23 protein-coding genes are annotated in these 24,370 nt (G+C 63.4%); 5 read left to right on the top strand and 18 right to left on the bottom strand.

The features are described from left to right. Nucleotides 1–181 precede the first annotated feature (181 nt). Nucleotides 182–709, bottom strand: a complete 528-nt coding sequence (locus MB84_RS08830; protein WP_046291517.1) for an FKBP-type peptidyl-prolyl cis-trans isomerase — start codon at nt 707–709, stop codon at nt 182–184. A gap of 65 nt (nt 710–774) precedes the next feature. On the opposite strand from MB84_RS08830, the gene MB84_RS08825 reads away from it, so the two are divergent. Beyond that, nucleotides 775–1,995 carry a ribosomal protein uL16 3-hydroxylase gene (locus tag MB84_RS08825; RefSeq protein WP_065225766.1) on the top strand — a complete coding sequence of 407 codons (1,221 nt, stop codon included), beginning with the start codon at nt 775–777 and terminating at the stop codon, nt 1,993–1,995. A 179-nt stretch (nt 1,996–2,174) separates the two neighbouring features. Next, complete coding sequence (locus MB84_RS29840; RefSeq protein WP_072617452.1) at nt 2,175–2,432, top strand: hypothetical protein; 258 nt, start codon at nt 2,175–2,177, stop codon at nt 2,430–2,432. A 134-nt stretch (nt 2,433–2,566) separates the two neighbouring features. Here MB84_RS29840 and MB84_RS08820 read toward each other — a convergent pair whose 3' ends face one another. The 10 genes from MB84_RS08820 to MB84_RS08775 all read right to left on the bottom strand — a co-directional run bounded on the left by MB84_RS08820 (nt 2,567) and on the right by MB84_RS08775 (nt 11,772). Next, nucleotides 2,567–3,358: an MBL fold metallo-hydrolase gene (locus tag MB84_RS08820; protein ID WP_046291515.1), complete on the bottom strand. Its 792-nt coding sequence runs from the start codon at nt 3,356–3,358 to the stop codon at nt 2,567–2,569. Between the two features lie 7 nt (nt 3,359–3,365). After that, nucleotides 3,366–4,508 (bottom strand): outer membrane protein assembly factor BamC, encoded by a 1,143-nt coding sequence (gene bamC, locus MB84_RS08815; protein ID WP_046291514.1) that lies wholly within the window; start codon nt 4,506–4,508, stop codon nt 3,366–3,368. 51 nt (nt 4,509–4,559) lie between these two features. Then, nucleotides 4,560–5,477, bottom strand: coding sequence for a 4-hydroxy-tetrahydrodipicolinate synthase (dapA, locus tag MB84_RS08810; RefSeq protein WP_046291513.1), 918 nt, complete (start codon nt 5,475–5,477; stop codon nt 4,560–4,562). Between the two features lie 42 nt (nt 5,478–5,519). After that, nucleotides 5,520–6,131, bottom strand: a complete 612-nt coding sequence (locus tag MB84_RS08805; RefSeq protein ID WP_169834994.1) for a class I SAM-dependent methyltransferase — start codon at nt 6,129–6,131, stop codon at nt 5,520–5,522. Then, on the bottom strand, nt 6,128–7,330 hold the full coding sequence (locus tag MB84_RS08800) for a tryptophan--tRNA ligase (RefSeq protein ID WP_046291512.1): 1,203 nt from the start codon (nt 7,328–7,330) through the stop codon (nt 6,128–6,130). The genes MB84_RS08805 and MB84_RS08800 overlap by 4 nt, the downstream gene beginning before the upstream one ends. Before the next feature lie 26 nt (nt 7,331–7,356). Beyond that, entirely contained in the window at nt 7,357–8,022 is a 666-nt protein-coding gene (locus MB84_RS08795; RefSeq protein WP_046291511.1) for a site-2 protease family protein, read from the bottom strand. A 105-nt stretch (nt 8,023–8,127) separates the two neighbouring features. Beyond that, nucleotides 8,128–8,754 (bottom strand): L-threonylcarbamoyladenylate synthase, encoded by a 627-nt coding sequence (locus MB84_RS08790; protein WP_046291510.1) that lies wholly within the window; start codon nt 8,752–8,754, stop codon nt 8,128–8,130. Nucleotides 8,755–8,766: 12 nt separating this feature from the next. After that, nucleotides 8,767–9,600, bottom strand: coding sequence for a 3',5'-nucleoside bisphosphate phosphatase (locus tag MB84_RS08785; RefSeq protein WP_046291509.1), 834 nt, complete (start codon nt 9,598–9,600; stop codon nt 8,767–8,769). A 200-nt stretch (nt 9,601–9,800) separates the two neighbouring features. Then, entirely contained in the window at nt 9,801–10,691 is an 891-nt protein-coding gene (locus MB84_RS08780) for an alpha/beta fold hydrolase (protein ID WP_084010022.1), read from the bottom strand. Between the two features lie 148 nt (nt 10,692–10,839). After that, the gene (locus MB84_RS08775) at nt 10,840–11,772 is read right to left on the bottom strand and encodes a ferritin-like domain-containing protein (protein ID WP_084009676.1); all 933 of its coding nucleotides are present in this window, start codon (nt 11,770–11,772) and stop codon (nt 10,840–10,842) included. A 49-nt stretch (nt 11,773–11,821) separates the two neighbouring features. Here MB84_RS08775 and MB84_RS08770 point away from each other — a divergent pair, with 49 nt between their 5' ends. The 3 genes from MB84_RS08770 (at nt 11,822) to MB84_RS29835 (ending at nt 14,142) form a co-directional block, all read left to right on the top strand. Further along, nucleotides 11,822–12,346, top strand: coding sequence for a gamma carbonic anhydrase family protein (locus MB84_RS08770; protein WP_046291507.1), 525 nt, complete (start codon nt 11,822–11,824; stop codon nt 12,344–12,346). Nucleotides 12,347–12,613: 267 nt separating this feature from the next. After that, nucleotides 12,614–13,549 carry an Hsp33 family molecular chaperone HslO gene (gene hslO, locus MB84_RS08765; protein WP_046291506.1) on the top strand — a complete coding sequence of 312 codons (936 nt, stop codon included), beginning with the start codon at nt 12,614–12,616 and terminating at the stop codon, nt 13,547–13,549. 146 nt (nt 13,550–13,695) lie between these two features. Further along, nucleotides 13,696–14,142 carry a hypothetical protein gene (locus tag MB84_RS29835; protein ID WP_157122668.1) on the top strand — a complete coding sequence of 149 codons (447 nt, stop codon included), beginning with the start codon at nt 13,696–13,698 and terminating at the stop codon, nt 14,140–14,142. Between the two features lie 105 nt (nt 14,143–14,247). On the opposite strand, the gene ftsB is transcribed toward MB84_RS29835, so the two are convergent. The 7 genes from ftsB to MB84_RS08720 all read right to left on the bottom strand — a co-directional run bounded on the left by ftsB (nt 14,248) and on the right by MB84_RS08720 (nt 24,285). Continuing rightward, a complete protein-coding gene (gene ftsB, locus MB84_RS31590; RefSeq protein WP_046291505.1) occupies nt 14,248–14,673 on the bottom strand; it encodes a cell division protein FtsB in 426 nt (141 codons plus the stop codon). Between the two features lie 75 nt (nt 14,674–14,748). Further along, nucleotides 14,749–16,032, bottom strand: a complete 1,284-nt coding sequence (gene eno / locus MB84_RS08750; protein ID WP_046291504.1) for a phosphopyruvate hydratase — start codon at nt 16,030–16,032, stop codon at nt 14,749–14,751. 411 nt (nt 16,033–16,443) lie between these two features. Next, nucleotides 16,444–17,298, bottom strand: coding sequence for a 3-deoxy-8-phosphooctulonate synthase (gene kdsA / locus MB84_RS08740; protein WP_046291502.1), 855 nt, complete (start codon nt 17,296–17,298; stop codon nt 16,444–16,446). 32 nt (nt 17,299–17,330) lie between these two features. Next, nucleotides 17,331–18,989 (bottom strand): CTP synthase, encoded by a 1,659-nt coding sequence (locus tag MB84_RS08735; protein WP_039399291.1) that lies wholly within the window; start codon nt 18,987–18,989, stop codon nt 17,331–17,333. Between the two features lie 287 nt (nt 18,990–19,276). Next, complete coding sequence (locus MB84_RS08730) at nt 19,277–20,107, bottom strand: alpha/beta fold hydrolase (protein ID WP_046291501.1); 831 nt, start codon at nt 20,105–20,107, stop codon at nt 19,277–19,279. Between the two features lie 213 nt (nt 20,108–20,320). Further along, nucleotides 20,321–23,383: a DNA internalization-related competence protein ComEC/Rec2 gene (locus MB84_RS08725; RefSeq protein ID WP_084009674.1), complete on the bottom strand. Its 3,063-nt coding sequence runs from the start codon at nt 23,381–23,383 to the stop codon at nt 20,321–20,323. Nucleotides 23,384–23,427: 44 nt separating this feature from the next. Then, entirely contained in the window at nt 23,428–24,285 is an 858-nt protein-coding gene (locus tag MB84_RS08720) for a TatD family hydrolase (protein WP_046291500.1), read from the bottom strand. Between the last annotated feature and the right edge of the window lie 85 nt (nt 24,286–24,370).

Raw genomic sequence — 24,370 nt, 5'->3', positions numbered from 1 at the left:
GCAATGCGGATCAGGACCGCATTTCCGCCCGCCTTACCCGGCCACGCATTACACAAATTCACGTCTGGAAAATGCAAACGCCGGACAGGCGCATCGCATTTCACGATGCGCCTGTCCGGCGCTCTTGCTCATACTGCTCGCGCGCTCCGCGTCACGGGGTGACGCTTAGCTCGTACCGCGATTAATGCAGCGTGGGCGCGTCGTCTTCGTCCTCGTCGACGATCTCGAGACCCGACGCGCCATGCGCGTGCTGGTGCTCGATTTCCTCTTCGGTGGCCTGACGCACGTCCGTCACCTTCAGTTCGAAGCGCAGTGCCATGCCCGCGAGCGGGTGATTGCCGTCGAGTACGACCTTGTCGTCGGCCACGTCGGTCACCGTGTAAATCAGCGTGTCGGCCTCTTCGTCGCCATCTTCCGGCGTGCCTTCGAACTGCATGCCGACTTCGAGCGGATCCGGGAAACGGCCGCGCTCTTCGATCTTGATCAGCTCGGAATCGTAGTCGCCGAAGGCGTCCGTCGGCTCCAGTTGCAGTTGGGTCTCAAAGCCGACGTCCTGACCATCGAGCGCTTCCTCGATCTTGGGGAACGTGCCATCATAGCCGCCGTGCAGATAGACCATCGGCTCGGCGCCGCTTTCTTCGATCAGGTTGCCCTGAGCGTCCGACAACTTGTAAGTCACCGAGACGACGGTATTCTTTTCGATCTTCATCAAACTCTCCGAAAAACAGCCCGCATTATACGCGCAGCCGTATGACAGCGGCCCGGCTCCCACGAATGACGACCTCTCGCTCCCCATTGCCGTTGCTCGGCGGCCTCGCTCCCGACGCTTTCATGAAGCGCTACTGGCACAAGCGCCCGTTGCTCATCCGTCAGGCGATCCCGGGCTTTTCCGCACCGCTCTCGCGTGAGGCGCTGTTCGCCCTTGCTGCGCAGGACGATGTCGAGTCCCGCCTCATCACCCATGCGCGCAAACGCTGGCAACTCGATCACGGCCCGTTCGACATCGACGCTCTGCCGCCGCTCACGCGCAAGCAATGGACGCTTCTCGTGCAGGGCGTGAACCTTCACGCGCCCGCGGTCGACGCCCTCATGCAACGGTTTCGCTTCATTCCCGACGCGCGTCTCGACGACGTGATGATCAGCTACGCGAGCGACGGCGGCGGCGTCGGCCCGCACCTCGATTCGTACGACGTGTTTCTGCTGCAAGCGCACGGCAAGCGCCGCTGGCGCATCGGAGCGCAACGCGACACGACGTGGCTGGACGACGTGCCGCTGCGCATTCTGAAAAACTTCGAGGCCGAAGAGGAATGGGTACTGGAGCCGGGCGACATGCTGTATCTGCCGCCGGGCTACGCGCACGATGGCGTGGCCGAAGGCGAGTGCATGACGTACTCCATCGGATTCCGCGCGCCGCTCGAACAGGAGATGCTTCAGAACTTCCTGTATTACCTCGCGGAAAACGCCGCCGACCTGCCGTTTGCGCGTCATTTCGCTGGGCGATACGCGGATCCGAAGCAACCCGCCGTCAAACATCCGGCCGCACTGCCCGATGCGATGATCGACACACTCATCTCGCAGCTCGAACGTGTGCGCTGGGGGCAAAAGGAAGTCGAAGATTTCCTGGGGCGATGGCTGAGCGAACCGAAGTCGCATGTGTTTTTCGATCCCCCCGAGAAGCCGCTTTCGACATCACGCTTCGTGCACGAAGTATCTACACGAGGCGTGACGCTCTCGGCGAAGACGCAATTGTTGTATCGACGCAACCGGTACTTCGTCAACGGCGAACCACTTGAAGTGCCTATCAGTGCGCGATCTACATTACGAATCCTTGCAGATCAGCGCGAGCTGGATGCAGCAGAATGTGCGGATTTCGAGCAAAAAGACCAAGAAATCGTTGAAATTCTGTACGATTGGTATGCTTCGGGATGGCTGCTGCTTGGACCCGACGCGAAAGGCGTGCGAAAGTTGCGCGCCGTAAGGAAAAAAGCGGGGTAAATCCGCGAGATTGACGTGACGCCTTGGGGAAAACCCAATATAATTTCTCGCCAAGCAGCTTGCATGACCAAGGGTAATCCTCAATTGCCAATGTCTCGCAATCGGCTTTGCGCTGGCAAGAGCGTATTACCGTAACTAATATTCAATTCGCTTGTCTTCTACCATAAAAGGACGTGATCATGAAGAAGTCTCTCCTCGTCGCTTCGTTGTTGGCTATCGCCCTGACCGCCTGCGGCAAGAAGGAAGAAGCCGCTGCTCCGGCTGCTGACGCTGCCGCTTCGGCTGCTACGGCTGCTTCGGACGCCGCTTCGGCTGCTGGCGCTGCTGCTGATTCGGCTGCTTCGGCTGCCGGTGCTGCTGCTGACACGGCCGCTTCGGCTGCTGGTGCTGCTGCTGACGCCGTTGCTTCGGCTGCTGACGCTGCTGCCAGCAAGTAAGCTCTCGCTGCCGCAAGGCAGTTGAGCAAAAAAAGCCGGTCTTCCGACCGGCTTTTTTACGTCTGTACGTTTCGTATTTGCACGCCTCGCATCACATACATCACACCGACGAACGGCGCACGCTGCGAGACGCCTTAGCACATCAGCCAGTCGAATCCGCCCGCCTGCGTCGCCACCAGGATCTCTGTGGCCTCTGTGCCGATGACTGCGGTCATCGCCGCCATCGCCAGTTCCGGCGTATTGTTCTGCTCACTCAAATGCGCACAGACCACACGCTGAAGTTTTGCCCGGTCGATCGCCCCGAGAATCTCCGCAGCAGCGGCGTTCGCCAGATGCCCATAGGTGCCACCGATGCGCGCCTTGAGCGACGGCGGATATTTGCTGTTGGCCAGCATCTCGCGGTCATGATTGCATTCGAGCACCAACGCGTCGCAACCGCCCAGCGTAGCGATGACGTGCGCCGTCGGACACCCGGCATCGGTCAGCACACCCAAGCGGCGAGCACCGTCGTAGAACACGAATTGCAGAGGCTCGCGCGCGTCGTGGGGCACGGTATAGGGATGCAGCTCCAGGCCGCCCACCGTCAGGCGCTCGTCGGAACGACACCACCGCACGAGCGCGTGGCTGTCCTCGACAGAGAGCGTCGTGGCGACCTTGACGGCCTGCCCCGTTCCCCAGCTCATGATGAGCGGGATTCGATACTTGCGTGTGAGGGAAAGTGCACTGCCGATGTGATCGGCGTGTTCATGCGTGATGACAATGGCGTCGAGCGACGCCACGTCGATCGAGCGTGCCGTGAGGCGACGCTCGACCTCTCGCATCGAGAAACCGCAATCGAGGAGAATGCGTGTCGTGGAAGCGCCTTCCGACGCCTCCACCAGCAGGGCATTACCTTCGCTGCCGCTGCCTAGACTGGCGAACCGCACGCCCGCCTTAACGGAGCTGGTTGCCGATCACGCTGATGATCGTCTGCGCGATCTGCGAGTTGTCGACGTTACCCTTGTCGTCGAGCACCTGCACGCGCGTCTGGCTGTCGCCGCGACCCTGTACGTTCACGCTGTACTTCTTGGCCTTCTTCTGATCCTGCACTTCCTTCGCATGGAACAGGCTGTAGAAGAAACCGTTGTCCTTCGCCAGCGATGCCGGGTCGACATAGCTCACGAAATACAGGCCCTTCGCGCGGTCACGGTCGTCCACAGTGAAGTTACCGCGATCGAGCGCCACACCCACACGACGCCATGCGCGGTCGAACGGCTCGTTGATGTCGAGGTACGACGCATCGGCCGTCTTCACGACCTGACTGGTCGGACCGCCCGCCTTCGCGCTTTCGACTTGGGCCTTGGCCTGATCGGCCTGCGCACCGAAGCGCTGCATCAGCTTCGTGAGCATGATGGCTTCGAGACCCGGATCGTTCGGCGCCGGCTCCCACTTGGTCGTGTCCTTCTGCGAGTTCGTGAACACTTCCACCATGCGACGATGCGTGATGTAGACGTCCGTGCCACCGTTCGGATCACGCTCGACACGGGTACGGAAACGATCGCGTTCGCCGGTCGAATACAGACCGTCGAGCACCTTGCCCAGCAGATCGCGGATGATGTCCTGATTCAGCTTGGCCCGGTTCTCCGCCCAGTCGGTTTCCATCACGCCGGTATCGGCCGAGTCGATCGTCAGCACGAAACCGTTTTCCTGCCAGAATTCGCGCAGCGTCGGCCACAGCTCGCCGGCCGGCTTCTGAATCACGAGCCAACGCTCGTTGCCGTCGCGCACCACCTTCATGCCCGGCACGGCGGGCAGCACCGTGTCCGTCGGATTGGCGGCAACGACCTTCTGCTGCGTCTCGTAGGTCGACAGCGTGGCGGTGCCGCCCGGCGTCACGTACTTGCGGTCAGCGGCCTGAACGTTCGTCAGATCCGGCGGGACGTCGAGCGAGGGGCCGGTCTTCGAGCTCTTGTAGTCGACCTTGTCCGAAGACAAGGCGCTCGACAGCGAGCTGCATCCGGCGACGAGGGCCAACGAGGCAATAGCGGCCCATGCCAGCACGGGACGAGCTACGGAATTACTGACGATTCGTTTCATGAGTCGCAAAAAAATGGGTGGGCAATCGAACCCGGGTGCCTGAACGACAGCTTAGACAACGGCGATGTTGGCCGACTTGAGGGCTTCGAGCACCGTGTCCTGATACGGCTGCGCAAGCGGCGTGAGCGGCAGGCGGATGCCCGACGCAATCATGCCCATCTTTTGCAGCGCCCACTTCACGGGGATCGGATTGGCTTCGACGAACATGGCACGATGCAGTTCGAACAACTTGAATTGCAGTTCACGTGCCTTTGTCACGTCGCCAGCCAGTGCAGCGACGCACAGATCGTGCATCGCACGCGGTGCTACGTTGGCGGTGACCGAGATATTACCCTGACCGCCCATGAGCATGAGCGCAACAGCCGTCAGGTCGTCGCCGCTGTACACGGCGAAGCTCTTCGGAGCGCGCCGGATGAGGTCGATGCCACGATCCAGGTTGCCCGTGGCGTCTTTCACGCCAACGATGCCTGGCACTTGCGCCAGACGCAGCAGCGTATCGTTGCTCGCGTCTGCCACGGTACGGCCGGGCACATTATAGAGGATGACCGGAAGCTCAACGGCTTCGGCAATGGCGCGGAAGTGCTGGTACTGGCCTTCCTGCGTCGGCTTGTTGTAGTACGGCACGACTTGCAGCGACGCATCCGCACCGACCTTCTTCGCATGCCGGGTCAGTTCGATGGCTTCGGCCGTCGAATTGCCGCCGGTACCGGCAATCACGGGCACCTTGCGCCCACGCGACTGGCCGGCTTGCGCGGTTTGCTGGACGGCGATCTCGATGAGCTCGCAGTGCTCTTCCACGTTCACCGTCGGGGACTCGCCCGACGTGCCGACGATCACGATACCGTCCGTGCCTTCGTCGACGTGCCAGTTGATCAGGTTACGCAGTGCTTCGCGGTCAAGGCTGCCGTCCTCTGCCATCGGCGTGACAATCGCGACGATACTGCCTTGAATCGGAGTTTGGGTAGTCATGGTTGATCGAACAATTCAGCGATAAGGGTGGATTGTAGCGGATTACGCTGTCGCCTCGTACAGGGCGGCGATGCCGGGGTTTTCCCCGGGGACCGCCGCGCGTGTTGCGCACATTCGCTGCACACACGCCGCACGCGGCGCGGGCAGCGTGACATCCTCGTAAGCCGCGACACGCAGGCCCGCCGCATGCGCGACGTCGAGCAACTCGCCCGGCGCCAGCAGAAACAGCGGATTGGACGGTTTCCCGTACCTTTCGTTTCCCTGGGCAAAGGTTTCGTAAATCAGCACGCCGCCCGGCGCTACGCTCGCAGCGATTTGCGCAAGCAGCGGACGATGCAGATAGTTAGTGACGATGACGGCGTCGAACGGCGCGTGCGCCGCCAGCGGCCACGGCGCGCCTTCCAGATCGGCGCTGAGCGTCGTCACGTTCGGCAGCGTTGCCATCGTGGCAAGCGCTGCGTCGTCGCGATCGACCGCCATCACGTGCACACCCCGCCCGGCAAGCCAGCGGGCGTGACGTCCATGCCCGCACGCAAGATCGAGCACGCGCGCGCCCGGCGCGATGAGATGCGCCCAGCGCACCAGCCACGCAGACGGCGCACCCGTGCCATGTGCGGCACCCGAGGCAGCGACCGTCACGACGTCGGCCATCATGAATACTGAAGCCCCATGGCTTCACGCACGTCGCGCATGATTTCCTGCGCCGACTTGCGGGCCTTTTCGCAGCCGTCGGCCACGATGGCCCGCAGCAGCGACGGATCGTCCATGTACTTTTGCGCGCGTTCGAGCATCGGCTGTTGCTCACGCAGGATGCCTTCGATGACCGGCTGCTTGCATTCGATGCAACCGATGCCCGCGCTGCGACAGCCCTTCTGGACCCACTCGCGTGTGTCGTCGTCGCTATAGACCTGATGCAACTGCCACACCGGACACTTGTCGGGATCGCCCGGATCGGTGCGACGCACGCGCGCAGGATCCGTCGGCATCGTGCGGACTTTCTTGGTGATGGATTCCGCGTCTTCGCGCAAGCCGATGGTGTTGTTATAGGACTTCGACATCTTCTGACCGTCGAGCCCCGGCATACGCGACGCCGGCGTCAACAGCGCTTGCGGCTCCACCAGGATCAGCTTGCGCGCGCCTTCGAGGTAACCGAAAAGACGCTCGCGATCGCCCATCGACAACGACTGCGATTCGGACAGCATGGCGCGCGCCTGTTCGAGCGCCTCGTCGTCGCCCTTCTCCTGATACGCATTGCGCAACTCGAGATACAGCTTCGAGCGCTTGCCACCGAGCTTGCGTGCGGCCGCCAGCGCCTTCTCTTCGAAGCCCGCTTCGCGACCATACAGATAATTGAAGCGACGTGCGATCTCGCGGGTCATTTCCACGTGCGGCACCTGATCTTCGCCCACCGGCACATGCAGCGCGCGATACAGGAGAATGTCCGCCGCCATGAGCACGGGATAGCCAAGGAAGCCGTACGTCGACAGGTCCTTCTCCTTGAGCTTTTCGATCTGCTCCTTGTACGTCGGCACCCGTTCGAGCCAACCCAGCGGCGTGCTCATGCCGATGAGCAGCGCCAGTTCGGCATGCTCGGGCACCTTGCTCTGGATGAAGAGCGTGGCCTGATTCGGATCGATCCCGGCGGCCAGCCAGTCGATCAGTACGTCCCATACGTTCTGTTCGATGACGTCAGGCGTCTCATAGTGCGTGGTGAGCGCATGCCAGTCGACCACGCAGAAGTAGCACGGATACTCCGACTGGAGCTGAATCCAGTTCTTGAGCACGCCGTGATAGTGGCCGAGGTGCAGACGACCGGTCGGTCGCATGCCGGAGAAAACGCGTTCGGGGTACATGGTCTAGTTATGAGTCTGCAAAAACGTCAGGAAGCCAGCGACAGCAGCGGCGTGAGCATCCACACGATCACGTCACGCCCCCACTGAATCAACGGCCACAGCCAGACACGGCCGAGCACGCCGCTGACAACCAGCGCCATCACAATGAAAAAGCCGTAAGGCTCGACGCGTGAGAGCGTATAGGCCGCACGCGCAGGCAGCAGCGATACCAGCACGCGTCCGCCGTCGAGCGGCGGCACAGGAAACAGGTTGAACATGCACATCACGAGGTTCACCACGACACCGGCCTGCGCCATCATCATGAAGAATGGCTCGCGAACCTCCGCGATCTGAAGCCCGACGGTGACCAAGGCCCAAAGGATCGCCTGCGCAAAGTTGCACAGCGGACCGGCCAGCGCCACCCAGATCGTATCGACGCGCGGATTGCGCAAGCTGCCGAACGCGACCGGCACCGGCTTCGCGTAACCGAACAGGAAAGCGCCGCTCGTCATGAAATAAAGCGCCAGCGGCACGAGGATCGTGCCGATCGGGTCGATATGCTTGAGGGGATTGAGGGTGACGCGCCCCATCAGAAATGCCGTGGGGTCGCCGAAATGCTTGGCGACGTAGCCGTGCGCAGCCTCGTGCAAAGTAATCGCGAAGAGGACGGGGAGCGCGTAGACCGCGATGGTCTGGATCAGGTCTGCATTCATAGCCGACTATTGTAACAAGCAGACCTGCACGCCAGTATTACCCACCCTTACAAAGATTTTGGGGCCGACGCGGGCAAGCGGACAGGCACGGCGACATCCACGCCATCAGGACAGACCGAACGGTGTCAGCGAGCCGCGTCCGCGGCGTAACACTTCCGGCGGCGTCACCGTCAGATCGACCACCGTCGACGGCTCCTTGGGGCACGCTCCGCCGTCGATCACGAGGTCCAGTTGCTTCTCGAGGCGCTCCCGGATTTCCTCCGGGTCGTTCAGCGGCTCGGTTTCATCGGGCAGAATCAGCGTCGTGGCCAGCAGCGGCTGGCCCAGTTCTTCGAGCAGCGCCAGCGTAATGGCATGCTCCGGCACACGCAGGCCGATCGTCTTTCGCGATGGGTGCGAGAGGCGTCGCGGCACCTCTTTCGTCGCTTCCAGAATAAAGACGTACGGCCCCGGCGTCGTCGCCTTGATCAGCCGGTACTGCCGATTGTCGACGATGGCGAATTCGGCCAATTCGGACAAATCGCGCACGAGCAGCGAAAGCATCTGCTTCTCGTCAAGCCCGCGAATACGCCGCAGGCGGTCGACGGCCTGCTTGTCGTCGATATGACAGGCAATCGCGTAGCTCGAATCGGTCGGCAACGCCACGATGCCGCCTTTATCGATGATCTGTGCCGCTTGCTTGATGAGACGTGACTGAGGATTTTCCGGGTGAATCTGGAAGAATTGCGACATGTTGGCGGTAAGTTACTGCCAGCGGCTCCAGACCGGGGTGAGATCGTCGGGCAACGGTGGCAGCTTGCCGAGCAGCGCACGGCTCTCGGTCGGTCCATGGAAATCCGAGCCGCGCGACGCCAGAAAACCGTACTGACGCGCGACGTCGGCATACTCGCGGTACTGATCCGGCGTATGGCTGCCGGTCACGACTTCAATCGCTTCGCCGCCCAGTTCGCGGAACTGATCGAACAGCGCGCCGAATTCCAGCGGCGTGAATTTATAGCGCCCGGGGTGGGCTACGACGGCAATGCCACCCGCGCCACGAATCCACTTGACGGACTCCTCGAGCGTCGCCCAACGGTGCGGCACGTAGCCTGGGCGTCCCTCCGAAAGATACTTTGCAAAAACGTCGGAGACCGACGCGCATTTGCCGATTTCCACCAAAAAGCGCGCGAAGTGCGTGCGGGAAATCAGATCCGGGTTGCCGACGAAGCGCAGCGCACCTTCGTAAGCGTCGGGAATACCGGCGGCCGCCAGTTGCTCGCTCATCAGTTGCGCCCGGGCGGCACGACCGCCGCGCGTCGCCGCGAGGCCGTCGATCAATGCCGGATTGTCGGGGTTGATGTTCAGTCCGACGATATGCACCGTGCGGTTCGCCCACGTAATCGAGATTTCGACACCGCTCACGTAACGCATGCCCAGCGCTTCGGCCGCCGCCCGCGCTTCGCGCTGGCCGCCGATTTCATCGTGGTCCGTCAGCGCCCACAGGTCGACACCGGCCTCAAAAGCGACCTGCGCCACTTCGAACGGCGTTAGCGTGCCGTCCGACACCTTGGAATGACAGTGAAGATCCGCGTTGAGCATGATGAGCCGCCGGACGATGGCGCGATACCGGATTTCAGTGACCTCGGCAGCCTCGCTGCCCGTTCAGCCCCATCGCTCCGTGATTGACCCTCCGACACCGGCGTATGACGTGGTAATGACGCCCTCATTCTACCGCTCAAGTGCACGCGACGCGAGTTGCCGCGCGCTGCACGAACTTGTCGCGCTGCGCTGGCACGCCACTAGTCACGGCAGAAATCCTCGATCAGGCGCGCGACGACCTCCGGCTGGTCGTGATGCAGCATATGCCCCGCATCGTCGACGAACGCCTGCATCAAATTCGGAAAGACCTCGAACCGTTCGCGAAAGGCTTCCTTACCCTGCGCCCCGCAGAAGTGTTGCAGCACGTCCGAATCCGTCGCCTCGACATGCAGCACGGGCGCGCTCACGTTGCTCCACACCGCCATGGCTTCATCCAGCCGGTACGGATACGGGTTGGCCATCTTGTGGGCCGCATCGGCAAGCAAATGCCACTGGCCGTCGTTCACCTGACGTGCCCAGCGCGGCGCAAGCCATGCCGCGCGTTCGGGCGTGAGACGCGGGTTCGTCTTGCGCAGGCGCGCCGCCACGTCGTCGAGCGACGCATACGGGCGAAGCGTCGGCGGCGTCTGTACGTCGTCCAGCCAGCGACTCAGTTGACGGATCGCGGCGGCCGGTGGCGACGCAGGCAAACCGAAGCCTTCGAGATTCACCAGACGCCGCACCCGCGCCGGACGCACGCCCGCGTAGAGACAAGCCACGTTGCCGCCCATGCTGTGGCCGATCAGATTGATGGCTTCACCGGGTTCGGTGTAGACGTCGACGAGCGCGTCGAGATCGGCGATGTAGTCGGGGAACCAATAGCTAGCGGCGCGTCCATCGGCGACGGGCCAGTCGGTGAGGCCGAAGCCGCGCCAGTCGGGCGCGAGCACGTGCCAACGCTGCGCGAGCGTCTGCGCAACAAACTGGAACGACGCAGATACGTCCATCCAGCCATGCAGCGCAAACAGTTTCGGCGCACCGGGCGTGCCCCACTGGCGAACGTGGTGGCGCAGGCCACGCACCATCAGAAACTCGGATCGGGAATCGGTCATATCGGTCACGTCAGTCATGACACCGGCAGAAAATGAATATCTGAACGAATGAGGAACGTCGAGTATATCGACGGACGTTGCCACCTCGGAAGCGGCGTCAAAAAGCGGAATGCACCCTCACGCACGCAGTTTCCCGACGACGCCGCCCTCACTCCCCGGCCTGAAGCGCCGCGAGTTCGGCATCGTCGAACCCGGCAGCCCTGCGCGCCTCGAGATTGAACGGTCCGCGCAGGCGTGGCGCGCCGTACTGTGCGGCCAGTCGCGCGTACGTCTCGACAGGTTCACAGCCCGCGCGCTCGCAGCCCCAGCGATACCAGCGATTGCCGATGGCGACATGCCCGATCTCGTCTCGCAGGATGATGTCGAGAATCGCCGCACCGGCCTTGTCGCCCGCACTGGAGAGTTTGGCCTTGATGGGCGGACTGGCGTCCAGGCCGCGCGCTTCCAGCGTTCGCGGCACGAGCGCGAGGCGCGCCAGCCAATCGCCGGATGTGCGTCGCGCCATATCCCAGAGCCCGTCGTGCGCCGGAAAGCAGCCGTAGTCGTACCGATCGCCCAACGTTCGCAGATGCGAGACGAGCAGCGAGAAGTGGTATGCCTCCTCTGCCGCGACCTGAAGCCAGTCGTCGTAATAGGCGCTCGGCAGGCCGTCGAAGCGCCACAGGGCGTCCAGTGCGAGATTGATGGCGTTGAATTCGATGTGAGCAAGGGCGTGCAACAACGCGGCGCGCCCGTCGACCGATGTCACTGCTCGCTGCTTCAACTCCCTGGGCGAAACCAGTTGCGGTGTCGCGGGACGCCCCGGAATCCCGGCCTCATGCTCACCGTCCCCACACAGGAATTGACGCGCAGGATGCCAATGTGCCGCCCCGTCACGAACGGCATCGCGCAACGCCGTGACGCCTGCGGCCTTCTCGAACGGATCGCAGACGCGCAGCAATTCGAGCGCGCGTTCGCGAGCACAGTCGGACACATCGGCCGACGACGACACAGCAGCGCAGGCAGCGGAAATTCCGACGGATTGGCCGGAAACGGCGTGGCGCGCGGCATCGGCGCCGGGTGCAGGAGTGAAATCGGCCATGACGTTACAATAGGGGTTTCGTCGATTTTAACCGCGAACCGAAGCCGCCATGCCGATCTATAAACTTGGAGACAAGACCCCGCAGATCCACGAGAGTGCTTTCGTGGCCGACACCGCCACCATCATCGGTGAGGTGATTCTTGCGGAAAATAGCAGCGTGTGGCCGGGCGTGGCGATTCGCGGCGATAACGAACCGATCAAGGTCGGCGTCGGCACCAACGTGCAGGAAGGCGCTGTGCTGCATGCCGATCCGGGCTATCCGCTCACGCTGGCCGATGGCGTCAGCGTGGGTCATCAGGCCATGCTGCACGGCTGCACCGTCGGCGAGAATTCGCTGATCGGCATTCAGGCCGTGTTGCTCAACGGCGCCGTCATCGGCCGCGACAGCCTGGTGGGCGCAGGTGCGCTGGTCACCGAGCGCAAGACATTTCCGGACCGTTCGCTGATTCTCGGCGTGCCCGCCAAGGTCGTACGCGAACTGACCGATGAGGAAGTCGCCAATCTCAAGCGCAATGCCGACGTCTATGCAACGCGTCGGCAGGTTTTCAAGGAACAACTGGTGCGCATCGGCTGAACGCACGTCCGGCAGCGGCGCGCGCGGCCAGTCGGGAGCGCTAGCCTTCGCTGCCGACGTGTTGAAAATGCGGCGCGCGCCCCCAGATATCGCAACATTGACGCGCCAATCGCCGGCGATTGTGCGCTGGTGGGTCCGTCAGAACGAGCGAATGCAGAAGCACTCGTGCGATTCGTGGACCAGAGGGTCGCCAACGCCCGCGGGGCATACCGCGCCCGCCGGCCCACTGCACCGACCGCCGTTGCCGCATTTTTCAGGAATTCGACCGTGTCCGACCAACTTCAGAAATTCATGTTCGACGCCGCCCCTGTGCGCGGCGAATACGTCAGCCTCAACGCCACCTGGCGCGCTGTGCTGGAACGCCACGACTACCCGGCGCCCGTGCGCAACCTGCTCGGCGAAATGATGGCGGCGGCCGCCCTGCTGACCGCGAACGTCAAATTCGACGGCGCGCTCATCCTGCAACTGCACGGTGACGGCCCGGTCAGCATGGTGGTGGTGGAATGCAATGCCGACCTCACGATGCGCGCCACCGCGAAGTACAGCGGCGAGATCCCGGAAGACGCGACGCTCAAGTCGATGCTCGACGTGAATGGTCGCGCCAGCTTCGCCATCACGCTCGATCCGCGCGTGGAGCAGCCCGGCCAGCAGCCGTATCAGGGCGTGGTGCCGTTGTCGGACGAACACGGTCCGCTGCCCGACATGGCGTCGGTGCTTGAGCATTACATGCACCATTCGGAGCAGCTCGACACGCGCCTTTGGCTGGCCGCAGACGAAGACCACGCGGTCGGCATGCTGCTACAAAAGCTGCCGGGCCACGGCGGCACGGCTGGCAGCGGGGCCGAACGTGCCCCCGAGGAAGACGAGGACACGTGGGATCGCGTCTGCCATTTGGGCAACACGCTAAAGCGCGACGAAATGCTGAGCACGGACCGCGAGACGATGCTGCATCGTCTGTTCTGGGAAGAAACGGTCCGTGTGTTCGACCCGCTGCCCACGGCGTTTCGCTGCACCTGCTCGCGCGACCGTGTGTCGAATATGCTGCGCACGCTGGGCGAAGCCGAAGTCATGAGCGTATTCGACGAACGCCCCAGCCTCGAAGTCGCTTGCGAGTTCTGCCGTCAGACCTATCATTTCGACAAGGTCGACGCGGCCCAACTCTTCACTCAGCAGTCTCACGCCGCCCCGGCCGGGCAGCACTGAACGACAGATTTCCTGCGGCGCGCGGAACGTCCCGCGTGCCGGGGAATCTGAGTTCACATCCGGCGAGATGCGGGGCCGCCCCGCATCGGATGCCATTGCCCTCCGCCCTCGGAAAGGACGGAACCACACCGGGTTATCGCGCCATCATGCCCCGAGCCACCTCCGAAGCCTCCCCCGATATCGCCGCACACACCGCAAACGCGGCGCGCCCGTGGCGCGCGCCGGCAAGCTTCATCGCGCTGTTGGCGCTCACGCTTGCCACCGGCTGTGCGCAATTGCAGTTGCCGCCGCCCGACGCGCCTTCTGCACGGCTGCCGCAATCGCAGGAAAGCGCGCCTGCCATGACGGAGGCGCAAAAGCAGGACCTGACGCGGCTGAACAAGCACATCTACGACGAGCAGGAATCCGCGATTGAGCGTGAGCGTGCCGAGCGTGCGCTGAACGACGCCGTCCGCAGCTACTACAGCAACGCCTACTTCGATGGCGGCTGGGGTGGCCCGGGTTGGTATGGCCCCGGTTGGTACGGGCCAGGCTGGTACGGTCCCGGTGGGTATGGCCCGCGATCCTCGGTCGGCGTGAGCATCGGCTTTTGAGTTGCGGTATCTGACGGCCAATAGAAATGGCGCTCCCGAGGGAGCGCCATTTTTGTACTGCGTCTGTGCGAGACTGCCAGGGACGGCGGCAGCGGCCAGTGAGGATCAGCGATGCTGCGCCTTGGGCGCCGACTGCGTCTTGCCCTTCGTCTGAGACGGTGGGGGCGGTGGCGCAGCGGCGACCGTCTTGTGAGCCGGTTCGGTCGACGAGACGAGCGGCGCGTCGGCACCGGATGCGCCTTGCGGCGCGCCAGTCCCATCCGCACCGACGAATTGCACGAACACTTCGCCGTCCTTGGCCATCCCCAACTCGAAACGAGCGCGTTCTTCGATCGCCGAAGTGCCGTCCTGCAGATCCTGCACTTCGCCGGCAAGGCGATCGTTACGTTCTTTCAACTGCTCGTTCTTCTGCTGTTCGGCGCTCAGTTCGTCGCGCAGTTCGTGCACGTACAACCAACCACCGTGGCCGAACCAGAGCGGATACTGGATGACAACCAACAACGCCACCAGTACCAAGGTCACCATTCGCATGCTTTCGCCTGGCAAGAATTCCGGGAAGAAGGGCCTGACAACCGTCTGGCCCTAAGTGCCCCCGGGGAAACGGAATTAGCGCAGATTGTAAAACGTTTCCTTGCCCGGGTACGAAGCGATATCGCCGAGATCTTCCTCGATGCGCAGAAGCTGGTTGTACTTGGCGATACGATCGCTGCGCGAGAGCGAGCCGGTCTTGATCTGACCTGCGTTAGTGCCCACGGCGATATCGGCAATCGTCGAGTCTTCGGTTTCGCCCGAACGGTGCGACACGACAGCCGTGTAACCGGCGCGCTTGGCCATTTCGATGGCGGCGAACGTCTCGGTCAGCGTGCCGATCTGGTTGATCTTGATGAGGATCGAGTTGGCCACGCCCTGCTCGATCCCTTGCTTCAGGATCTTCGTGTTGGTCACGAACAGGTCGTCGCCGACCAGTTGCACCTTCTTGCCCAGCTTGTCCGTCAGGATCTTCCAGCCGGCCCAGTCGTCTTCCGACATGCCGTCTTCGATCGAGACGATCGGGAACTTGTCGCACAGATTGGCGAGGTAGTCGGCGAATTCTTCCGAGGTCAGCGACAGGCCTTCACCGGCCAGTTCGTACTTGCCGTTCTTGTAGAACTCGGTCGACGCGCAGTCCAGCGCGAGCAGCACGTCGTCGCCCAGACGATAGCCAGCCTTTTCGACAGCTTCCTGAATGGTCGCGAGGCACTGTTCGTTCGATTCGAAGTTCGGTGCGAAGCCGCCTTCGTCGCCCACAGCCGTGCTCCAGCCCTTCTCGGCGATCAGCGACTTGAGTGCGTGGAAGATTTCCGTACCGCAGCGCAGGGCTTCACGGAAGCTCGACTGACCGACCGGCATCACCATGAATTCCTGGATGTCCAGGCTGTTGTTGGCGTGTGCGCCGCCGTTGACGATGTTCATCATCGGCACCGGCATTTGCATCGCGCCCGAACCGCCGAAATAGCGATACAGCGGCAGGCCGGCTTCTTCGGCGGCTGCCTTCGCGACGGCCATCGACACGGCCAGCATGGCGTTCGCACCGAGGCGCGACTTGTTGTCCGTGCCGTCGAGTTCGATCAGGGTCTTGTCCAGGAAGGCCTGCTCGGCAGCATCCAGCCCCATGATGGCTTCCGAAATCTCGGTGTTGATGTGCTCCACAGCCTTCTGCACACCCTTGCCGAGATAGCGCGACTTGTCGCCATCACGCAGTTCGATCGCTTCGCGCGAGCCGGTCGATGCGCCCGACGGCACTGCCGCACGGCCCATCACACCCGACTCCAGCAGCACGTCGCACTCGACCGTCGGATTACCGCGCGAGTCCAGCACTTCGCGCCCGATGATATCTACGATTGCACTCATGTATTCCTCGGTATCTATAAGACAAAAACGCTAAAGGGAACCAGCTTCGCGCCGCGATCCTGCCTGACACCTGCCGCTTCCACGTCGGGCGCTGACCGCGAACCGGCAGCGCGCCGAATCCTGACGTGGCGGCCGATGCCGCGCATGTGCGCGCACCGGTGGGCAATACGTAGACGGGGGAACAACGGCGCCTCGAAATGAGGCACGGCGGCCTGTGGGGTGACTTCGATGTCGACGGTGCACTCGGCGTGCTGCACGCGGACCTCTCCTCCGGGGACTCGCCCTCGCGGCGGCCGTTGACGACCACTGCGCGACAAGCTTAACGACTCGACGCCGTGCTGCCAAGGCGTCAGGCCGCTATACCCGTCCTGTGGGCATGCTGATAGTGGCCCCAGGACGGTGTGTCTCATTTCAGTTGAAATTGTTTTCCAGGAACTCGCCCTGCTTCACCGCCATGTCAATCGTCTTGAGCGTGGTGAGCAGTTCGCGCATGCGTCCCAGGGGTACGGCATTCGGGCCATCCGAGAGTGCGCATGCCGGATCCGGGTGCGTCTCCATGAAGAGGCCCGAGACACCGACGGCCACGGCGGCACGCGAGAGCACCGGCACGAATTCGCGCTGACCGCCCGAACTGGTGCCTTGTCCGCCCGGCAGTTGCACCGAGTGCGTGGCGTCGAACACCACCGGCGCGCCGGTCTCACGCATGATCGCCAGCGAGCGCATGTCCGAGACCAGATTGTTGTAGCCGAACGAAACGCCCCGCTCGCAGGCCATGAAGACGTCATCGGGAAGACCGGCTTCGCGCGCAGCGTCGCGGGCCTTGTCGATGACGTTGATCATGTCGTGCGGCGCGAGAAACTGCCCCTTCTTGATATTCACCGGCTTGCCCGACTGGGCGCAGGCGCGGATGAAATCGGTCTGGCGGCACAGGAACGCCGGCGTTTGCAGTACGTCGACGATCGGCGCGGCAACCGCCACATCCTCTTCGGTGTGCACGTCGGTGAGCACCGGTACGCCAAGCTGGCGGCGCACTTCTTCCAGGATCTTCAAGCCTTGCTCGCGGCCCGGGCCGCGATACGACTTGCCCGAGCTACGGTTCGCCTTGTCGAACGACGACTTGTAGATGAACGGAATGCCGAGCGAGCTCGTGATTTCCTTGAGCTGCCCCGCGACGTCGATCGTCATTTGCTCCGACTCGACGACGCAGGTACCCGCGATCAGGAAAAACGGCTTGTCCAGGCCAACATCGAAACCGCACAGTTTCATGGGAACTCCTTGTTTCTCGCTCGCTGCGCGGCTCAGGCGGCCTTCTTGCGCGCTTGCTGACCGGCCAGCGCTGCTTCAACGTAAGCCTTGAAGAGCGGGTGGCCATCGCGCGGCGTCGAGGTGAACTCGGGGTGGAACTGAACGCCCACGAACCACGGGTGCACCTGTTGCGGCAGCTCCATCATTTCCGGCAGATTCTCGGTCGGCGTGCGTGCCGAGATCACCAGACCGGCGGCTTCGAGCTGCGGGACGTAATGGTTGTTGACTTCGTAACGGTGGCGGTGACGCTCGTTGACCGTCTCGCCATAAATGCGCGACGCCAGCGTTTCGGCCTTGACCGGCACACGTTGCGAGCCGAGTCGCATCGTGCCGCCCAGGTCCGAGTCTTCGGTACGCTGCTCGACCTTGCCATCGCGATCCTGCCACTCGGTAATGAGTGCAACGACCGGATGCGGCGTCGCCGGCTCGAATTCCGTGCTGTTGGCGTCGGCCAGATTGGCGACGTCGCGCGCGAATTCGATCACGGCCAGTTGCATACCGAGGCAGATGCCCAGATACGGCACGCGGTTTTCGCGAGCGTAACGGATCGCCTTGATCTTGCCTTCCGTACCGCGACGACCGAAACCGCCCGGCACGAGAATCGCGTCCAGATGCTTGAGCGCATCCGTGCCGTCCTTCTCGATCTGCTCGGAATCGATGTACTCGATATTCACGCGCGTTTCCGTGTGGATAGCAGCGTGACGCAGCGCTTCGATCAGCGACTTGTACGACTCGGTCAGATCGACGTACTTGCCGACCATACCGATCGTGACATCGTGCTTGGGATTCTCGACGGCATGCACCAGACGCGTCCACATGGACAAATCAGCCGGCTTGGCTTCGATCTTCAGCTCGTCGCAGATGATCTTGTCCATGCCCTGGTCGTGCAGCATTTGCGGAATCTTGTAAATCGTGTCGACGTCCCACACCGAAATCACGGCGTCTTGCGGGATGTTCGCGAACAGCGAAATCTTGGCGCACTCGTCTTCCGGAATCTGACGGTCCGCGCGGCACAGCAGCACGTCCGGCGAGATACCGATCTCGCGTAGCTTCTGCACGCTGTGTTGCGTCGGCTTGGTCTTGAGCTCACCGGCCGTCGCAATGTACGGCACGAGCGTCAGGTGCACGAAGGCCACGCTGTTGCGGCCCAGGCGCAGGTTCATCTGACGCGCGGCTTCGAGGAACGGCAGCGACTCGATGTCACCGACCGTACCGCCGATTTCGACGATGGCGACGTCGGGATGGCCGTCCCACGTCGAGCGCGCACCGCGCTCGACGAAGGCCTGAATTTCATTGGTGATGTGCGGAATGACCTGAACGGTCTTGCCGAGATACTCGCCACGGCGTTCCTTACGGATCACCGACTCGTAGATCTGGCCCGTCGTGAAGTTGTTCGCACGACGCATCTTCGCGCTGATGAAGCGCTCATAGTGACCCAGATCGAGGTCGGTTTCCGCACCGTCCTCGGTCACAAACACCTCGCCGTGCTGGAACGGGCTCATCGTGCCCGGGTCGACGTTGATGTAGGGGTCAAGCTTGAGGAGGGTGACTTTGAGGCCACGCGATTCGAGAATCGCGGCCAGAGATGCGGCAGCAATTCCCTTACCAAGAGAGGAAACCACGCCGCCCGTGACAAAAACGAATTTGGTCATCGCAGTAATTGCTCGCGGGAAAGCCGGATTATACCCGAAACCGGCCCCGCCCTCGAGGGGCTGCGCGGCAAATTTTGGCCTTGACAGGCGCCCTGCGCGGCGTCCCGTCACGACCGGCGCGCTCTGGCATGAAACTCTGCGATCCCAGGCCCTGCTCAGCACAAACTACTGCCGGTGCCGACTGACAAGCGTATCGCCCCCCTTCCGTCTTCATCTGACCGGCATCCGAAGCGCACGACCACCGGCGGACGAGACGAGACGTCGAGAATGCCGGGACCGCCCGTCTTTCAGGCGGCCAGCGAACGGCGATGCCCGCCGCGCAATTCCGCGAGCATGTCGCTGATGGCGGCCGCCGTGTCCAGCGGACGCTCCATCGGAAAAAGATGGGTGCCGGGGACGTAACGCAGATGCGTGCCGACAATCCGGCGCGTCGCCCCAATCCCGGCCTGACGCAATTCGCGAGACTCGGTCCCCGCGAGGAAGCCGACCGGCACCGGCACGCCTCGCATGGCGCGCACGGCGAGCAACGGTGGCAACGTCAGATAGATCCGGTACTCGATCTCGCGCGCAAAAGCGAGACGCCGGGCTTCGCCCTCGCCCGTCGGCAACGTCCCGCAATCGATGTAATCGCGCAGCACGTCCGGATCCCAACTGGCGAACGCCGGTTTGCTCGCAAAATGCTGCCACGCACTTTCCCAATCCGGCCATTGGTCGCGACGCTTCTTGGTCACGCCAGCAGGGGACATCCGTTCGTAAAGTCCGGTCAGCATGCCAAGGCGGAGCATTTGAGTGCGCCAGCCCGGCGTCACGATGGGCGAGTCCACCATCACCACGCCACGCACGCATTGCGGGGCTTTGAGTGCCGCCATGAGACTCAGGAAGCCACCAAGCGAATGCCCCACGAGCCAGACCGGTTCGCCACGATACTGACGCACCAGCGTGTCGACCAATTCGTTGCGCAGATACCGCCAACCCGGCGTCACCGGATAACGCGGGTCATGCCCGATACGGTCGATGGCGCGCACGTCGTACTCGTCGGCCAGCGCACCGAGCATCTTGCGATAGACCCCGGCGGGAAAGCCGTTGCCGTGCGAAAAATGGATGATGTCTCTTGTCATGGAATTCGTTGTCTTGGCGAGCGCGCGTCATGCGCCCCAGGGACGACGGCGCGCGGCGTCGCACGCATGTGCATTCGGCACGAGGATCAGGCCGCATGACATTCGCCGGACCATTCTAGCTAACCGCTCGTAGAGTGCCCGTAGAGGTTTCCGTCGAATTGCCGTGCGGTGTCATCCGGAAAAGTGCACACACATGTGACACGCCACCGCTTTTCAGGACGAATCGGGCGATAAGGCGTGCCAGTAACGCCGATAACTCGCACGGTAAGCTTGGGCCGTCATGCCGTCCGGCGTGCTGGAGAACCGAATCCCGCCGTGCGTCACGCTCTGCCAGAGCGTCGCACCCGCGGACCGATAGCGGGCGACCACGGCTGCTTTCGGATGCCCGAAGCGGTTGCGATACCCCGTTTGAAACACCACGTGGGCTGGCGATACCGCCGTCACGAACGCCGAGCTCGACGACGTCAGGCTGCCGTGATGCGGAGCAAGCAGCACGTCCGAGCGTAGCGCCCGCCCATAGCGGGCCACCATCGTGCGTTCCTGGGGGCTTTCCGCGTCGGCCGCGAGCAACGCGCTGTGCCGTCCGTTCGCAATTCGCAGCACACAGCTCACACTGTTGGGCCCCGCCCTCCCACGTCGGCCGTCACGCAACGCCGCTTTGTCCGGGTGCAAAAACCGGAAGGTGACGCCCTCCCACTGCCACTGCTGCCCGGCAAGGCAAGTGCGATGCGTTGCCGAGGCGCGCCGAACCCGATGCCCTTCGGGCAACGACGACAGAACCTGGGCCTCCGGAAACGCCCGCAACACGCTCAACGCGCCGCCGAAGTGATCGTCATGCGCGTGGCTGACGACCATCCGATCGAGCCGCGCTATCCCCATCGAGCGCAAATAGGGAACGATGACACGCCGCCCCGCATCGCCGCCCCGCCCCAAAGGCGGGCCGCTGTCGAACAGTAACGTTCGCGTCGCGGTTTCGACCAGCACAGCGTTGCCCTGACCAATGTCGAGCATGGTCACGCGAAACTCGCCCATCGCGGGCCGTTGCGGGGACGCCAGTGCCGCTGGCCCCATCAGCGCCACCCCGGCAAGCCGCATGCCGATCACCCACCGTCTCGCCGCACGAACCCACTGCGGCATCGGCACGAGACAAACCACGACACCGACGACGGCCACCATCTGCGCCCAAACCGGTGCGACCGGCGCTCGCCAGACAGCCCAGGGCATTGCCGCAAGTGTGCCCAGCCAGTCCGCCAGCCAGACGACCACCGCATGCGCAACAAAGAGCGCCCAGTGCGCAAGACCGGAAGGCAGCATCAGGCTTGCGAGCGCGAGCGGCGTCACGATCAGCGTCATCACCGGAATGGCGACGGCATTCGCCAATGGTCCCAGCAACGGCACTGAGCCGAACCACGCGAGCGTCAACGGGATGAGACCGATGGTGACCGCATACTGTGCGCGGGCAGCGGGTGCCAATCGGCGGCATAAGGCGACTCCCCAGCGCCCCATCCATCCTAAGGCTCGCCAAGCTGCCGAGGCGCTGCTCGCCTCATCGATCTTCAACGTGCCCGTCTTCGGCACCAACGTCTCGCATGCCGGGGTTGCGGCAACGGCCTCCAACCGTGTGGCGGCTCCGCGTTTCCGCCGGACGTCGGCATCTTCAGCCCCCTCAGCGTCCCGTGCGCCATCTGGGCGTCCGCTCGAGTTCGAGCGGGCCCTGTCGCCCCGCCTCGCGGCCAACACGAGCGCCGTCACCGCACCGAACGACAGCCACAAACCGGGCGTGACGACGGCCCACGGATCCAGCGTAACGACAACCGCGAGCGCCCATGCCAGCGCATAAGACGGCGCGGCAAATCGCCCCGTGAGCAACGCCAGCACCACCATGGCGACCATGCCGACGGCGCGTCTCACAGGCACACCCCAACCCGCAATTGCGCCATACGCCACCGCCGCCAGCAACCCTGCGACAGCCGCCGCCTTCGGCGCTGGCAACCACAATGGCAAGCGCCGTCGCCCAAAGCTCGCTCGACGCCACAGCCCGCCAACGATCACAGCCATCGCCCCGGCGACCAGCGAGACGTGTAACCCCGAGATCGCCAGTAAATGACTCACACCGGTGTCGGCAAACATTTGCCAGTCGTCATCCGCGATATCGCCGCGCTCTCCCAGCGCCAACGCCATCAGCACGCCGCCATATCTCGCCGACGGATCGAGGGCAGCCCGAAAATCGTCTCGCAATCGCTCACGCCATGCCGCGAATCCATACCCCGGCAACGGCCCCGCATGCAGGCGACGTGAGCGAACCGCGTTCGTTTGTCCACCTCTGCCAAACGACGTCCGTACGTATCCCGATGCCCGAATGCCCCGAACCAGCGCCAGCAATTCCGCATCGAAGCCGTGCCAGTTGGCGAAGCCACGCGGTGCCTTGAGACGAACCGGCATTCGCCATCGCTCACCTGCGCGAGGCAGTTGCGTCCCGGCCACCGCCGCAGCACCCTCCGATGCGTCGCCTGCACCGAGGTCAGCGACGCCGCGTCCCCCGAGCTCCTCGCCCTTCCAGCGTTTGCCGCCTTTCCCACCGAAGGCCGAACGCATTGGCAAAACCAACTCGATGCGCTTCGGCACATGCACCGCACCACATGCCAAGTCACCCCCGCCGGTGAGTCGTCTCGGCGCAAGCGATGCCCCTGCGCCTCCGCCATCGCCGATGCCTTTGCCATTCCCACACACCGACGGTGCGCCACATGTATCGCATCCGCCGATGCGTTCATCGCCCCGCGCCAGGGCGTGTGCGCGTTCGACGTCGAACACGAACCGCACGCCATCGCCCGTGGTAATGGGCAGCCCCGCCACCACGCCGGTCACCAGCACGTCCTGACCCTCAAGTGCAGCGGGCAAGCTGTCCCCCAGCCGCACTTCCGCCCGGTAGGCTGCCCACGCATATCCGCCAACGCCTGCACTCAACGCGAACGCCGCCACCGCCAGCCATCGCGGCCAGCCGTGGTTCACAGACGCTGCGCCACCGGCCTGACGGTCATCGACACCACGACCGGCCAGTGCTGCCTTGCCTCCAGGACGGCATCGCCCGCTCGTCGCCCCCCACGGCTGTGCATATGACCGAGTGCCTCCTGCCACCCAAATCACGCGCAGCGCACCCGCAACGAATACACACGCGGCAATGCCGACCGCTATCGCAAACCCTTGCCCCGTGGGCAGCGCCGAGGCTTGTTGCAGCCACCAGACGCCCGCCACCCAGGCGAGCAGCACCATTCTCATGACGTCACCACGTCATGTTTCGACAGTCGCGCGACGCCCGGGCGTCAGCGCGATTGCCCGGAAGTGTCGGGGGAAATCAGAGAGAGGTTTGTGGCGGGACCGTCACCCGGCCCCATCGCCATGGCACCGGACAAGCGCGGCAGCACGCGCCAGGCGTTGGCACACGTCGCCTGAGAAAGCACCTCAGGTGCGACGCCGCGCAGCGCCGCCAACACCTGCGCAATGCGTGGCAACTCCACGGGACTATTGCGTTGTTTGTAGCGCCATTCAGGCGCAATGTCGGGCGCATCCGTCTCCAGCACGATGGATTCCAGCGGCATGTCCACGGCCAGACGACGAATTTGCAAAGCGCGATCAAATGTCATTTGCCCGCCGAACCCGAGACAAAAGCCGCGCTCGACGAACATGTCCGCCTGCTGCCGACTGCCATTGAATGCGTGGGCGATGCCGCCTCGCGGCTTAAAGATCCGAAGCTGTTTGAGCAAGGCATCCTGGGAGCGACGCACATGAAGAATGACCGGCAGATCGAAATCGCGTGCGATCTTCAGTTGCTCGACGTAGAAGAACTGCTGACGCTCGGGGTCGAGCGTCCTGACGAAGAAATCCAGCCCGATCTCGCCAATGCCGACGAAGCGCGGATCCCCCATGGCAAGCTCGACCGCCCGACGCAGCGTCGCGATATCCTCCTCACGCGCACGTGGCGTGTAGAGCGGATGAATGCCCAACGCATACGCGCCGCCCGGCACTGCGCGAGCGGCAGCACGGGCCGCGTCGAACGTCGCACATTCGACCGCCGGCACGACAAGGCCGACCACCCCCGCAGCGACGGCGTCGGTAATCACAGTGGTGCGGTCGGCGTCAAACTCGGCCGCATCGAGATGGCAATGGGTATCGATCCACATGGTCAGGTGTCCTTACGCGTCAATTCTACGGGGCGACGACAAGGCTCGCACGTCGTCGTTGTCGTGACCATCGGACAACACCGCA

The sequence above is a fragment of the Pandoraea oxalativorans genome, from assembly GCF_000972785.3.
GTDB classification, from domain to species: domain Bacteria; phylum Pseudomonadota; class Gammaproteobacteria; order Burkholderiales; family Burkholderiaceae; genus Pandoraea; species Pandoraea oxalativorans.
Note: the sequence above shows the minus strand (reverse complement) of the source record. Positions and strands in the feature narration are given on the sequence as shown.

Bases quoted from the DNA above. Each gene is read 5' to 3' on its own strand.
- MB84_RS08805 (WP_169834994.1), bottom strand. From the start codon at position 6,131: ATGATGGCCGACGTCGTGACGGTCGCTGCCTCGGGTGCCGCACATGGC.
- kdsA (WP_046291502.1), bottom strand. From the start codon at position 17,298: ATGAAACTGTGCGGTTTCGATGTTGGCCTGGACAAGCCGTTTTTCCTG.
- MB84_RS08795 (WP_046291511.1), bottom strand. From the start codon at position 8,022: ATGAATGCAGACCTGATCCAGACCATCGCGGTCTACGCGCTCCCCGTC.
- MB84_RS08800 (WP_046291512.1), bottom strand. From the start codon at position 7,330: ATGTACCCCGAACGCGTTTTCTCCGGCATGCGACCGACCGGTCGTCTG.
- MB84_RS08825 (WP_065225766.1), top strand. From the start codon at position 775: ATGACGACCTCTCGCTCCCCATTGCCGTTGCTCGGCGGCCTCGCTCCC.
- MB84_RS29840 (WP_072617452.1), top strand. From the start codon at position 2,175: ATGAAGAAGTCTCTCCTCGTCGCTTCGTTGTTGGCTATCGCCCTGACC.
- MB84_RS29835 (WP_157122668.1), top strand. From the start codon at position 13,696: ATGCCCCGAGCCACCTCCGAAGCCTCCCCCGATATCGCCGCACACACC.
- dapA (WP_046291513.1), bottom strand. From the start codon at position 5,477: ATGACTACCCAAACTCCGATTCAAGGCAGTATCGTCGCGATTGTCACG.
- ftsB (WP_046291505.1), bottom strand. From the start codon at position 14,673: ATGCGAATGGTGACCTTGGTACTGGTGGCGTTGTTGGTTGTCATCCAG.
- MB84_RS08770 (WP_046291507.1), top strand. From the start codon at position 11,822: ATGCCGATCTATAAACTTGGAGACAAGACCCCGCAGATCCACGAGAGT.
- eno (WP_046291504.1), bottom strand. From the start codon at position 16,032: ATGAGTGCAATCGTAGATATCATCGGGCGCGAAGTGCTGGACTCGCGC.
- MB84_RS08790 (WP_046291510.1), bottom strand. From the start codon at position 8,754: ATGTCGCAATTCTTCCAGATTCACCCGGAAAATCCTCAGTCACGTCTC.
- bamC (WP_046291514.1), bottom strand. From the start codon at position 4,508: ATGAAACGAATCGTCAGTAATTCCGTAGCTCGTCCCGTGCTGGCATGG.
- MB84_RS08730 (WP_046291501.1), bottom strand. From the start codon at position 20,107: ATGACAAGAGACATCATCCATTTTTCGCACGGCAACGGCTTTCCCGCC.
- MB84_RS08775 (WP_084009676.1), bottom strand. From the start codon at position 11,772: ATGGCCGATTTCACTCCTGCACCCGGCGCCGATGCCGCGCGCCACGCC.
- MB84_RS08830 (WP_046291517.1), bottom strand. From the start codon at position 709: ATGAAGATCGAAAAGAATACCGTCGTCTCGGTGACTTACAAGTTGTCG.
- MB84_RS08720 (WP_046291500.1), bottom strand. From the start codon at position 24,285: ATGTGGATCGATACCCATTGCCATCTCGATGCGGCCGAGTTTGACGCC.
- MB84_RS08780 (WP_084010022.1), bottom strand. From the start codon at position 10,691: ATGACCGATTCCCGATCCGAGTTTCTGATGGTGCGTGGCCTGCGCCAC.
- MB84_RS08785 (WP_046291509.1), bottom strand. From the start codon at position 9,600: ATGCTCAACGCGGATCTTCACTGTCATTCCAAGGTGTCGGACGGCACG.
- MB84_RS08725 (WP_084009674.1), bottom strand. From the start codon at position 23,383: ATGAGAATGGTGCTGCTCGCCTGGGTGGCGGGCGTCTGGTGGCTGCAA.
- MB84_RS08735 (WP_039399291.1), bottom strand. From the start codon at position 18,989: ATGACCAAATTCGTTTTTGTCACGGGCGGCGTGGTTTCCTCTCTTGGT.